Origin of the sequence: Enterococcus sp. AZ179 (assembly GCF_050498885.1) — a bacterium.
Lineage (GTDB): Bacteria > Bacillota > Bacilli > Lactobacillales > Enterococcaceae > Enterococcus_D > Enterococcus_D entomosocium.
The window spans coordinates 309,294-322,500 of record NZ_JBMHEO010000001.1 but is presented as its reverse complement, the minus strand read 5'-3'; the positions used below and the strand labels follow the sequence as shown (position 1 = coordinate 322,500).

Here is a 13,207-nt window from a genome sequence, read left to right as displayed (position 1 = left end):
CTTAATCTTGTATAGTTTTTACTTGAATAGCTGCAAGGAACAGGAAAGAGGGGGGATCAAATTGAAATGGTATGAGAATAGAATCAAATCGGCGATAGATGGGACAAATCCAATGGTGATCAAAGAATTGCCTGGCAGTTTTGCTGTTTATGGCGATGTCCAATTTCTTCCCGGATATTGTGTATTATTACCTAAAAGAGAGGTGGCTTCTTTAAATGATCTAGATTTAAGCGAGCGACAGATTTTCTTAACTGATATGACTCTTTTAGGAGATGCTATAATACAGGCGTGTTCTCCATTGAGAATCAATTATGAACTATTGGGAAATACCGATAACTTTCTTCATGCACATCTTTTTCCTCGTTATGAATGGGAAACTAACGAAGCAAAAAAAATGCCTGTTTGGTTGTATGACAAATCCCATTGGACTAATCCAGAGTATCACTATTCAGAAAAAAGAGATGGAGAGCGAAGACAAAAGATAAGCTCTTATTTAGAAAACGCCTATCGTTAGTCTAATGAACCTTTCTAATCTAGTAACCTCAATAAAAGAACCTCCATGAAGCGATCGCTTCATGGAGGTTCTTTCCTTAGATCAATCAATATACTTAAGAATTGCGACTTCTTTTGGTTTCAGAACTGTCAACTGTTTGGTCTCTTTGGTTAGAAGGTCTACTCCAGCGGCTTTCAGCTTCACTTCTGTTGTCTGCTCGGTATGGTTTAAGAGAAAGACGAGTGTATAGCCAGCACCTTTGCGGCAGGTAACGGAGACTTCAGTAGGAGCAGCCAAGAAGAGCTGGGCATGAGTCGTTAAATTGTGATTTTCCAGAATGCTCGTTAAAAATGTTGTTAGACCTTCAAGGGACAATTCTGTTCCTACGTAATACGCATATCCATCGTCGATCCGGTTCATGGTAATGGCTGGCTTATCGGTCGAATAACCGGAATGGAAGGTTGCCAAAGCTTTCGCACCTTTTAGATGGATGACTTCCTCCCATAGAGAATTGTCGTACCGACGACCTTGGAAGTCAATTTGGTGATGGGTAGCCGCTTTCATTGGGTAAAACTCTTCTACAATGATCCCTAAGGTGTCCCTAAACAGTCCTGGATAGCCCCCAAGATAGACTTGGTCATATTCATTGACGATCCCACTAAAGAAATTGGTCAAGAAGATGCCGCCTTGTCGCACGTAATCATGGATCTTCTTACCGAATGCTTCGGGTGCTGAATAGAGATTTGGGGCGATCACTAAAGGATAGCCGCCTAGGGATTCGGAAGGATGGACAAAGTCTACGCTCAGATTTAACGCCCTAAGTGCGGCATACAGGCTGCGTAACTGATGAATGTATTTTAAGGTTCTTGGTTTGGCATCCAATTCCAGCGCCCACCAATTTTCCCAGTCGAAGACAACTGCGACATCAGCCAAGAAGCGCGTCCCAACGATTTCGGATAGTTGCGAAAATTCGTTGCCTAATTGTGCACATTCACGAAAGATACGGCTTGACTGAGGATCTCCGTGAGGCACCATCGCACTATGAAATTTTTCCGCACCGCCACGAGACTGTCGCCATTGAAAGAACATGATACCATCAGCACCATGAGCGAGCGCTTCATAACTCCAAAGACGCAACTGGTTGGGGGTCTTGGCCCCGTTGATTTGTCGCCAATTAACGGCGCTGGTGGCTTGCTCCATGATCAAGAATGGCTTTTTCTTCAAACTGCGGGTTAAATCGTTAGCAAGAAATTGCGGGTAAGGGATTTTTTCAAAGGGATTCGGGTACGAATTCCAGCTGACCACATCTATTTCAGGTGCCCATTTAAATCCATCTACGTATTTGTGTAAGCCCATAAGATTGGTCATATAAGGAATGTCATGGGAATATTTTGCAATCGCCGCCTTTTCAATTTGATAAAGTTCCAGATTCATGTCGGAAAGAAACCGACGGTAGTCTAATTGCTGTGCAGGATTTTTGAAGGTTGGCATTGCCTCTGGTAAGAAAATTTCCTCCCAGCTGCCATAGGATTGACTCCAAAACTTCGTTGACCAAGCATCATTCAATCCAGCGATGGTCAGATATTTCTCTGCTAACCATGTCTGAAATCTTTTCCGACAATGATCGCAATAACACTCGTGGATGTGACACGTATATTCATTATTGATATGCCACATGACCAGCCCTGGATGATTAGCATAACGGTTTGCGACTGCTTCAGACAAATCGGCGGCATATTGACGATAGATAGGGGAAGTCGGACAGTAGTGCTGGCGCGCACCATGAACCAGTCGATTGCCATGAATGGTCACAGGCAGCATCTCAGGGTGTTTTTGAACAAGCCAAGCGGGAGGAGAAGCTGTTCCATTGGCTAGGTCGATCATGATATTGTTTTCATATAAAAGATCCATCAACCAGTCCAGAAAGTCAAAATCATAGGTGGATTCATCTGGCTGCAGATTGACCCAGCCAAAAATATTGATACTTACATAGTTCACACCTGCTTCTTTCATTAAGCGCATATCTTCAAGAATGACTTCTTTAGACCATTGTTCAGGATTGTAGTCGGCACCATAGTAAAGCTGACGTTGCGTTTTCATCAAATCGCTCCTTTATAGACGTTTCTTTAGTATCAAGATACTTGAATCATATCAAATATTCATCTGTTTGATAGCGGTATCATTTGAAAATCATGAAATGATCCAAAAAAACAAAGATAGTTCAATCTGGTTTCGCAATTAGGGCTATAGTCCGCCAGTTCTTTTGCCTTGCTGTTTTTTTAACAAAAATATACAATTGAAAAAGGCGGTAAATTAAAACATCTAAAATTTATCTCTCTAAGTAGTTGTTTTTTTATTAATAGTTTCTTTATAAAAAAATGCATGTTTATAACCAACAGATCAAAAAAACTATTAAACATTAGCAGAAGATTACTATGAGTCAAAGAAATGAATAATTATGTGTCGAGGAGTCATAAACGAGGAATGACATAAGTTATTCCACAAAAAATGCGAAAAAGGAGAGACACGTCCATGAACCAGCCAATACAGATCTTTTCTGAGATTGCGCCCTTAAAGCGGGTGCTGTTGCATCGTCCAGGAGCAGAATTGGAAAACTTGATGCCGGATTATCTTGATCGCTTGTTGTTCGATGATATTCCTTTTCTAGACCAAGCACAAAAAGAGCATGATTTTTTTGCCGAGACGTTAAGAAACAGAGGGGTGGAAGTCCTTTATTTGGAAGATCTTGCTGCAGAGACATTGTCGACGACCGGTGCCAAAGAAGCTTTTTTAGAAGATTATTTAAATGAGACAACGATCCTTGATGAAGAGATTCGCAACGAAGTGCGCAATTTTTTCCTGTCGATCAAAGATAATCGCTCCTTTATCGATCATACGATGGCGGGCTTGAAAAAAAGTGAGGTAGAAATTCCAAGAGCTAGCAAGTTAACGGCGATCGTTGAAACGGAATATCCTTTTTTGATCGATCCAATGCCAAACTTGTATTTCACGAGAGATCCGTTTGCTACGATTGGTCATAGCGTTTCCTTGAATCGAATGTATTCTGCAACGAGAAGACGAGAAACCCTCTACGGAAAACAAATTTTTACGCACCACCCGATGTTTTCCCGCAATGAGACGAACTTTTTGTATCATCGGGACGAAACGACGCGGATGGAAGGCGGCGATCAGCTGATTTTATCTGATAAAATCGTGGCGATCGGTATCTCTCAACGAACCGAGGTTGCTTCTATCGAAAAAATTGCCGAAACGATTTTTGCTACAGAACCGAGTTTTGAACATATCTTGGCATTTAATATTGGTGAAGAACGAAAATTTATGCACTTAGATACGGTCTTTACGATGGTGGATCATGATAAGTTCACGATCCATCCAGAAATCGAGGGAGAACTTTCGCTGTATTCAATCACTAAACACAAGGACGGTGTGCGAGTATATGAGGAAAAAGATACGTTGGAAAACATTCTTTGCCGTTATTTAGATTTGCCTGAAGTACACTTGATTCGCTGTGGTGGTGACGACTTAGCGGCAGCAGCCAGAGAACAATGGAATGATGGTTCCAATACATTGGCGATCGCCCCAGGGGAAGTCGTGGTCTATGACCGCAATACCATCACCAACGGGTTGTTAAAAGAGGCAGGCGTCAAGTTGAATGAGATCTCAGGAAGTGAATTGGTTCGCGGACGTGGAGGTCCACGCTGTATGAGTATGCCATTTATTCGTGAGTAGGACGAATCTTTGTTATTTTAATTGCGGATTTTTGCTTTGAAATTATGAAAGTTAAGAAATAGAAGAGAGAAAAATAAAAGAAAGATTTGAAACGGCATTCTGTTTCTAATCTTTCTTTTTTGTCATCATTTAACCCCCTATAAATTGAAAAGGATTTCTTTTTGTGAAAATGTGTAATTTTTGTGACTTTTATATGTAAAGACTATAAAAAAACGCTAGGAACCTTGTTCTATCGCTAAATTTATGGTACGGTTATATTAGAAAACGGAAATAGGTGAAGGTATTTGCCACTTATTGATTTTTGACACCCTACGATCAGCGAATGCCATATGCTTGATTTGTAGTGGTTTTTTTTGCGGAAAAAAAGGGAAAGCAGGTGAGAAAATGGCAGTAGATGCAATTCGATTATTACAAGAAGCAGAGCAATTTGCTGAAAATAAAAACCAAGAAGCGGAAGCAGAAAAAAAACAATTGGCACAAGAACGCGAAGAACGGTTGAAGGCGTTTAAAAAAGAGTTGGCAGAAAAAGAAGCCCAACAAAAAGAAGCAATCAATCAAAAAATCGCAGCTGAGTTAACACAGTCAAAAGAACCGCTCATGGCTAAAACGAAAGCAGAAGTGGAAACACTACGAACGATCCCTAATGAGTTAAAGGAAGAAGCATTGGCAATAATAATAAATAAGGTTGTGACATAAATGGCAATTGCAAAAATGCAAAAGTTCAGTCTGTTGACCTTTTACGATCAGAAAGAAGCTGTTTTAGAGCAGCTGCAAGACTTTCAGGGCGTAGAACTGCTTTCTTCGGAGAAATACTACGATTCTGAAGAAACGACGGGTGTTTTGACACCGGTTCGCGAGGAACAGTCTGAAGAAGAAATGGAGAACCAGTTTGGTCAAGTCAACTGGAGCTTAAATTTTTTAGAAGAATATGTACCCAAAAAAGGAATGCTGGCACAACTGCGGCAACCAATCAAAAAATATACCCTTCAAGAATTGGCTGAAACAGCCCACACCTATCCCTGGCAAGAATTATGCCAGACCCTTCGTAAACAAGACAAACGTCTTCGCTTGATCGATCAAGAAAAACGCGATGTATTAGCACAAGAAGCAGAGCTGTCGATTTGGAAGTATTTTAAAGAGCGTCCAGCGGTTTTAAAGGAATTAAAAAAATCAGGTGGCTTGCTAGGTTCGATTCCCACTTCTGAAATGGCTGACTTTACGACGAACAGTGAGAAGCTGCCGCTCGTCTATGTGGAAACTGTTTATCAATCACAAACAACCACTTATTTACTGGTCCTTTTCCACAAAGATGTAAAAGAAAAAGTAACTTCACTTCTTAAAAAAGTAGCCTTTGAGCAATACATCTACCCTTATGAGGGCATCCCAGAAGAAGATCTGCAAACGATGAAAGAAAAATCCCAACGTTTAATTGATGAAGAAAAAGAGATCAAAGCCTCTCTTCGTGCAATGACAAACGAGCAAGAAACTTTGCGGATCGTTGCCGAGTATTTAGATGGAGCAATCACCCGCTTAAAAAGCAATAAGATGCTTTTACGTTCTACTCATGCGGTCTCGCTTTCTGGCTGGGTTCCTGTTGATGGAACGGCCGAATTAGAAAAACGCATCAAAAAAGGAACTACGGATAACTATTACCTCGAATACCAAGAAGTGACGGAAAAAGAGATTAGTAATGTGCCGATTTTATTAGAAAACGCACGTTGGATCAAACCTTTTGAAGGACTTGTTCGGATGTACAGCTTGCCGCAATATGACGAGTTAGATCCGACACCATTTATGGCGCCTTTTTATATGGTGGCATTCGGGATGATGGTTGCCGATTTTGGCTATGGTTTGCTTTTGTTTCTGGCGACGTTTCTTGGGAAAAAGCTGTTCCACCTCAGCAAAGGGCTGGAACAAAACTTGACCCTCTTTCAGTTATGCTCGATCCCCACGATTATTTGGGGCTTGATCTATGGCAACTTCTTCGGATTTGAATTCTCATTCCAACTGTTGTCTGCCCAGGATGATGTCAACCAGATCTTAGTCTTATCCGTGATCTTTGGGTACATCCAGATCATGTTTGGTTTGGCGCTGAAATTCTATATTCTATGGAAGAAAAAAGACCAGAAACTGGCTGCGATGTTCCAAGCCGGTTCATGGATCGTCTTTTTGATCAGTGTGGCTTTTGTTGCCGCAGGAATGCTGCTTTTCCCTGACACACCGTTACAAATGATTGGGATCGTAATGATCGCTGCCAGTCTATTAGCAGTGGCCATCGGAGGCAGTTTAGAAGGTAAAACCTTAGCCGGAAAAATCGGTTCTGGATTGTACGGATTGATGGATGTGACCAATTATGTTGGTGACTTGATCAGTTACACCCGTCTGATGGCGTTAGGGGTTGCCGGCGGAAGTATCGCCTCAGCCTTCAACTTGATCATCAGCTACCTGCCGCCAGCAGCCCGGTTTACGGTTGGTATCTTATTATTTGTGGCATTGCATGGCCTAAATATTTTCTTAAGTTACCTTAGTGCGTATGTTCATGGTATCCGTTTGCAGTATTTAGAGTATTTTGGAAAATTCTTTACGGGGGGCGGACGTGCCTTTGACCCCTTCAAATCAAATGAAAACTATGTAGAGATCATCTCAGAAGAGAAGTTACAGGAGGACAATAATGGAAAATTGGATTAGTTTCTTTTACGAAAATGGTGGAATTGTTTTTGCAGCTTTAGGTGTAGCGACCGCAACGATTTGCGGCGGTATCGGATCAACGATTGGTGTTGGGATGACCAGTGAAGCAGCGTCAGGCTTGATTTCAGAGCAGCCAGAGAAATTCGGACAAGCGTTGATCTTAGAGTTGCTGTCTAGTACTCAGGGGTTATACGGGTTCGTAATTTCCTTTATGATCTTTGGTCAAATCAGCGGTTCGCTCTCATTCGATCGCGGATTGTACTTGTTTATTGCTTCATTGCCAATCGCATTAACAGCGATCGTAGCCGGAAAATGGCAAGGACGTGCCGCAAGTGCTGCGATGCAGATTTTAGCCAAAAAACCAGAACATGTGACCAAAGGAATTATCTTGGTAGCGATGATGGAAACGTATTGTATTTTAGGGTTCGTTATTTCCTTCTTGCTTGTCTTGAATTAAGAGGAGGGAAAAGTGAATGTCTGATATTACACGTTTAACTGACAAAATAACCGCTGATGCGGAAAAGAAATACCAGCTGCAAATCAAAGAAGCGAAAAAAGAAAGTGAAAATCAAGAAAACTTGAAGCGAACGCAATTAGAAAAAGAGCTTAGTGAGCGGTTAGCTTTTTATGAAAAAGAAAAACGTGCGGCGATGTATTTGGAAATCTCAGATGTGCATATTCAATCAAGAAACAAGGTCTTGGCAGCAAAGCAGTCGGTCTTAGATGAGCTGTTTACTGAGGCTTTGACCCGTTTAAATACGATGGATCAAGCAGCATTTTATGCGTTTATCGCTAATGGCTTGGCGAATGCAAGGTTAACTGGTGAGGTTGAGTTGCTTTTAGGTGAGAAGACCCGCCATTTAGTGGATGAGGAGCTCCTCGCTAAATTGCAGGCATCTGCCCCAGATGTTCAGCTGGAACTGGTAAATAAAACGATCCCTCGTAAGGGTGGCTTTTTGTTGCGACAAGAAGCGATCGAGTTGAATTTTACTTTTGATGCGCTACTAGAAGCCAACAAAGAAGAGTTAAGTAATACGTTACTGCAATTGATTTTTGAACAGTAAGCAGGTGCAAACAGATGAATGACATCAAATACAATACCTTAAATACGAGAATTCGGACGTATGAATCGCAATTATTCGATCGCAGCCGCTATGAGCGGATGCTCTCGGCTGCTAGCGCAGAAGAAATCTACGGTATGTTGCAAGAAACGGTTTATGGTGACTTCATCAACGAGGATGATCGTGTACACGACTTTGAACATGTGTTGATGGCGGAGTTGAAACGGGTATACGACACGATGTATCAGCTGACACCGGAAAAAGCGATCGTTGATTTCTTTGCTTTGAAATATGACTATCAAAATCTGAAAGTCTTGGTAAAAGCGGCGTACATGCAAGAAGATTTTTCTGAATATCTTGTCACAATTGGTACCCAGCCGCTTTCCGTCCTTAAGGATCTGGTCAAGACCAGAAAAAGCAATCTTGTTGCCAAAGAGATGGTTGATTGTGTGGAAGAAGTCTTCTCTTATATTGAGAACTACCATGAGGTCCAATCGATCGACATCATCTTTGATAACCACTATTGGGAACAATTGTGGACGATTGGCAAAGAATACGACGACGATCTGCTTCAAAGCTTGATTCGTCGACAAATCGATATTTTCAACATTTCAACAACGTTGCGCAGTTACGCGATGAAACGCAAGCGCGGCTTTATCAGCGCAGTTTTAGCCGATCATGGAAACCTACCTGCAAAAGAATTGTTAGCTGAGATCACGACTTCCCTTGAGGCATTTGTGGCATATTTGCAAGGGACTCCTTATAAAGAACTGATCAATCACAGCTATGAAGAGTTGGTAGAGAAGAAGACCTTGAATACCTTTGATATACGCAAAGACAATTTTCTAATGGCGAAGCTCAAAGAACATAAAATTGTTCCTTTTGGCCCTTCAGCATTGGCAGGGTACTTGTACGCCAAGGAAATTGAAAGCAAGAACTTGCGTATTCTCCTGATTGGGAAAATCAATAAGGTGCCGGAAGAGATTTTAAGAAGTCGGGTGCGTGATAGTTATGCATAAAAAAATAGCAATGATGGGTGGTAAGAACTCGATCTTGCCTTTCAAAGGGCTAGGGATCGACATCTTTCCAGTCAGCGATTTGGATGAAGCCGCCCAACAACTAGAAGAAATTGCTGAAGCCTATGGGGTAATCTTTTTGACTGAGCGACTGATCGAACAATTAGAACCGATCGTTCGCCGCTATGAAGAAGTACCGACACCAGCGATCATTCCGATTCCAAGTAGTACGGGTAGTTTAGGGATCGGCATGGCACGAATTCAGCAAAATGTGGAAAAAGCGGTAGGAATGAATATATTAGATTCATAACAGACAAGTCAGCCAGCTAGGAGGAATAAATGTGGCATTTGGCACAATTGAAAAAGTATCGGGACCACTGGTCACCGCCTCAGGATTAAGTGGCGCAAAAATCCACGAAATCTGCAAAGTCAGTGACAAGGGCCTTATCGGTGAGATCATTGAGATCAAAAAAGGGCTGGTTTCGATCCAAGTATACGAAGAAACAGCGGGAATCGGACCAGGCGAGCCCGTGGAAACGACAGGCGCACCATTGTCTGTCGAACTAGCACCAGGTTTGTTGACTCAGATGTTTGATGGGATCCAACGACCATTAGATACGTTTATGTCGCAAACAGAAAGTGATTTTTTGGAACGAGGGGTTACCATCGATCCACTGAATCGCCAAAAGAAATGGACCTTTGTCCCTCAAGTACAAGTCGGTGATACCGTACAAGGTGGCGACATTTTAGGTTCAGTACAAGAAACATCGGTGATCGAGCATAAGATCATGGTGCCACCAAACTATGAAGGAACCGTCAAAGAAATCATGGTAGGGAATTTTGCTATTACTGAAGTGATCTGTGTCTTAGAAACCATTGAGGGTGAAAAAAACTTGACGATGGTTCAGAAATGGCCGGTTCGTCAACCACGTCCCGTTACTGCTAAATTAAATCCAGGCGAACCACTGGTCACTGGACAGCGCGTCATCGACACCTATTTTCCAGTGGCAAAAGGCGGCTCAGCTGCCGTTCCCGGACCATTTGGTGCCGGAAAAACGGTTGTTCAGCACCAAATTGCTAAATGGTCGGATGTGGATATCGTGGTCTATGTCGGCTGTGGCGAGCGAGGCAATGAAATGCGGGATGTTATGAATGAATTTCCTGAACTGATCGATCCAAATACCGGCAAGTCCATCATGGAACGAACGGTCTTGATCGCCAATACGTCGAATATGCCAGTTGCTGCTCGGGAAGCCTCAATCTATACAGGAATCACGATTGCAGAATATTACCGTGACATGGGCTATAGTGTTGCTATCATGGCAGACTCAACATCACGTTGGGCAGAAGCGCTGCGGGAAATGAGTGGACGATTGCAAGAGATCCCGGGAGATGAAGGCTATCCGGCGTACCTTGGAAGTCGAATTGCGGAATACTATGAGCGAGCAGGGCGTTTCCATTCATTAGGCACACAGCCTCGGGAAGGAAGCATTACCGCAATTGGTGCGGTTTCACCTGCTGGTGGAGACATCTCAGAACCGGTCACCCAAAATACCTTACGAATCGTGAAAGTCTTCTGGGCATTGGATAGTATGCTGGCGCAAAAACGGCATTTTCCTTCCATCAACTGGATGAATTCCTATTCCCTTTACGAAGATCAAATCAATTCTTATTTAGATCAATTATTAGGCGATCGCTGGTCGGAGCTAGTCAATGAATCAATGGCGATTCTCCAAGAAGAAAGCCGTTTAGAAGAAATCGTTCAATTGGTAGGGATGGATTCTCTTTCTCAAAGAGACCGTTTGACAATGATGACAGCCCGTTCTTTGAGACAAGATTACTTGCAGCAAAACGCCTTTGATGACGTTGACACGTATACATCTCGCAATAAGCAGTTCAAAATGTTGGAGAATATTCTTTACTTTAATGAACAAGCCCAACGTGCACTGCAGCTAGGTGCTTACTTAGATGAGATCACAAAAGGAACGGTTGATCTGCGTGAGCGCATCGCCCGCAGCAAATACATTCCTGAAGAAGAATTGACCCGCTTGGATACGATCAAGCATGACATCAAAGAAAAGTTACAACGAATCATTGAAACTGGAGGTGTTCATTGATGTTAAAAGAATATCGTACAGTTTCCGAAATTGCCGGCCCTTTAATGGTGGTCGAAAATGTTCGAGGCGTTAAATTCGACGAACTCGTTGAGGTCCGCATGGACACAGGCGAGATCCGTCAAGGACAAGTACTGGAAGTCAGTGATGACAATGCTGTTGTCCAAGTATTTGAGGGTACAAGTAATTTGAGTGCTGAAGAAAGCAAAGCAAGGTTTCTAGGAACTGGTTTAACTTTAGGGGTTTCTCTAGATATGATGGGTCGGGTTTTTGACGGTTTAGGAAAACCAAAAGATAATGGCCCGAGAATCTTGCCCGAAAAACGCATCGATGTAAATGGTGAAGCCATCAATCCGATGGCACGGGACTTCCCGGATGAATTTATCCAAACTGGGATTTCAACGATCGATCATTTAAATACATTAGTTCGTGGACAAAAATTACCAATCTTTTCTGCTTCTGGTTTGCCTCATAAAGAGATCGCTGCTCAAATCGCACGACAAGCAACAGTACCCAGCCAAGAAGGCAATTTTGCGATCGTCTTCGCAGCAATTGGGATTCCGTTTGAAGAAGCTGAATTTTTCGTGGATGAATTCCGCAAAACCGGTGCATTAGATCGATCTGTTTTGTTTATGAACCTTGCCAACGATCCAGCAATCGAACGGATCGCTACTCCTAAGATGGCATTGACTGCAGCAGAGTATTTGGCTTTTGAAAAAGGCATGCACGTCTTAGTGATCATGACCGATATGACGAACTACTGCGAAGCATTGCGAGAAATCTCCGCTGCCCGCCGAGAAGTTCCGGGACGTCGCGGCTACCCAGGGTATCTATACACCAACTTAGCTACACTGTATGAACGGGCAGGACGTTTGATGGGCAAAGAAGGATCGGTCACACAGATTCCGATCTTAACGATGCCAGATGGCGATAAAACCCACCCGATTCCTGATTTGACTGGCTATATCACAGAAGGACAAATCATTTTGTCGCGGGACCTTTACAAACGCAATATCAATCCGCCAGTGGATATTTTGCCAAGTCTTTCTCGGTTGAAGGACAAAGGAACGGGAGAAGGTAAGACCCGTGCAGATCATGCGGCAACGATGAATCAAATTTATGCCGCCTATTCCGATGGGAAAGCTGCCAAAGAGTTATCGATCGTTTTAGGAGAGTCTGCCTTGTCTGATCTTGATAAAAAGTACGCGCGTTTTGCAGATCTTTTCGAAAAAGAGTATGTCAACCAGGGATTTGAAACCAACCGGACGATTGAAGAAACGTTAGATTTAGGCTGGAAGCTATTAGCTACCTTGCCAAAACAAGAGTTGAGCCGTATCAAAGAAGAATTTATCGACGCCTATTACCCAACGGACGAGGATGTGAGTTCTTAATGGCGATCTTAAATGTCAATCCAACTCGGATGGAACTAAGTCGTTTGAAAAAACGGCTGACGACGGCAACCCGTGGTCACAAATTATTGAAAGACAAGCAAGATGAGCTGGTGCGCCAATTCATTCAGCTAGTAAAGAAAAACCAGAAGCTTCGTAAAAAAATGGAAACTGCGCTGCAAGCAGGGATGGAAGAGTATGTGCTGGCTTCTAGTAGTATTCCCGATGTCGTTTTGCAAGAAGCATTTATGATCCCTTTAAATAAAGTGACCCTAGATGTACAAAGTCGGACCATCATGAATATGGATGTGCCAGTGTTAAATCCTGTTTACGAAGAAGAGAGCTCCGATGATGACTTTTCCTACGGTTTTGTAAGTACCACCAGTGAGCTGGATCTCTCGTTGTCTCATCTTGATCAGATGCTGCCAGTGATGCTTCAGTTGGCCGAAATCGAGAAAACCTGTCAACTGATGGCCAATGAGATCGAGCGGACGAGGCGAAGAGTCAATGCGTTAGAGTATATGACGATTCCCAAGCTGACGGAAACCATTCAATACATCGAAAGCAATCTGGCAGAAGACGAACGAGCAACATTGACCCGCTTGATGAAGGTCACAGATATCATTGCGGAAAATGAAGCAAAGTAAGGATTTTGCCAATCATTTGGAAGAATCAAAAAAGGCACGTAGAAGGGGGT

General features: G+C 42.7%; 12 protein-coding genes. 11 read left to right on the top strand and 1 reads right to left on the bottom strand.

Annotated features, from left to right (window positions below; genetic code table 11):
• Nucleotides 1–61: 61 nt before the first annotated feature.
• Nucleotides 62–514, top strand: coding sequence for a hypothetical protein (locus tag IGI88_RS01480; protein ID WP_194199406.1), 453 nt, complete (start codon nucleotides 62–64; stop codon nucleotides 512–514).
• 81 nt (nucleotides 515–595) lie between these two features.
• Here the strand turns inward: IGI88_RS01480 and IGI88_RS01475 are convergent, their stop codons facing one another.
• Nucleotides 596–2,593 (bottom strand): beta-galactosidase, encoded by a 1,998-nt coding sequence (locus IGI88_RS01475; protein ID WP_429960123.1) that lies wholly within the window; start codon nucleotides 2,591–2,593, stop codon nucleotides 596–598.
• 432 nt (nucleotides 2,594–3,025) lie between these two features.
• On the opposite strand from IGI88_RS01475, the gene arcA reads away from it, so the two are divergent.
• The 10 genes from arcA to IGI88_RS01425 all read left to right on the top strand — a co-directional run bounded on the left by arcA (nucleotide 3,026) and on the right by IGI88_RS01425 (nucleotide 13,157).
• A complete protein-coding gene (gene arcA, locus IGI88_RS01470) occupies nucleotides 3,026–4,243 on the top strand; it encodes an arginine deiminase (RefSeq protein WP_008380978.1) in 1,218 nt (405 codons plus the stop codon).
• 384 nt (nucleotides 4,244–4,627) lie between these two features.
• Nucleotides 4,628–4,939 (top strand): hypothetical protein, encoded by a 312-nt coding sequence (locus tag IGI88_RS01465; RefSeq protein WP_008380980.1) that lies wholly within the window; start codon nucleotides 4,628–4,630, stop codon nucleotides 4,937–4,939.
• The gene (locus IGI88_RS01460; RefSeq protein WP_008380982.1) at nucleotides 4,940–6,931 is read left to right on the top strand and encodes a V-type ATP synthase subunit I; all 1,992 of its coding nucleotides are present in this window, start codon (nucleotides 4,940–4,942) and stop codon (nucleotides 6,929–6,931) included.
• Complete coding sequence (locus IGI88_RS01455) at nucleotides 6,915–7,388, top strand: V-type ATP synthase subunit K (protein ID WP_005237160.1); 474 nt, start codon at nucleotides 6,915–6,917, stop codon at nucleotides 7,386–7,388. The genes IGI88_RS01460 and IGI88_RS01455 overlap by 17 nt, the downstream gene beginning before the upstream one ends.
• 16 nt (nucleotides 7,389–7,404) lie before the next feature.
• On the top strand, nucleotides 7,405–7,995 hold the full coding sequence (locus IGI88_RS01450; protein ID WP_016613061.1) for a V-type ATP synthase subunit E: 591 nt from the start codon (nucleotides 7,405–7,407) through the stop codon (nucleotides 7,993–7,995).
• Nucleotides 7,996–8,009: 14 nt separating this feature from the next.
• On the top strand, nucleotides 8,010–9,011 hold the full coding sequence (locus tag IGI88_RS01445; RefSeq protein WP_429960122.1) for a V-type ATP synthase subunit C: 1,002 nt from the start codon (nucleotides 8,010–8,012) through the stop codon (nucleotides 9,009–9,011).
• The gene (locus tag IGI88_RS01440; RefSeq protein ID WP_016613063.1) at nucleotides 9,004–9,318 is read left to right on the top strand and encodes a V-type ATP synthase subunit F; all 315 of its coding nucleotides are present in this window, start codon (nucleotides 9,004–9,006) and stop codon (nucleotides 9,316–9,318) included. Before IGI88_RS01445 ends, IGI88_RS01440 begins: the two co-directional genes overlap by 8 nt.
• Before the next feature lie 31 nt (nucleotides 9,319–9,349).
• Complete coding sequence (locus tag IGI88_RS01435; RefSeq protein ID WP_008380990.1) at nucleotides 9,350–11,125, top strand: V-type ATP synthase subunit A; 1,776 nt, start codon at nucleotides 9,350–9,352, stop codon at nucleotides 11,123–11,125.
• On the top strand, nucleotides 11,125–12,513 hold the full coding sequence (locus tag IGI88_RS01430; RefSeq protein WP_005237151.1) for a V-type ATP synthase subunit B: 1,389 nt from the start codon (nucleotides 11,125–11,127) through the stop codon (nucleotides 12,511–12,513). Before IGI88_RS01435 ends, IGI88_RS01430 begins: the two co-directional genes overlap by 1 nt.
• Entirely contained in the window at nucleotides 12,513–13,157 is a 645-nt protein-coding gene (locus tag IGI88_RS01425) for a V-type ATP synthase subunit D (RefSeq protein ID WP_016613064.1), read from the top strand. Before IGI88_RS01430 ends, IGI88_RS01425 begins: the two co-directional genes overlap by 1 nt.
• Nucleotides 13,158–13,207 lie beyond the last annotated feature (50 nt).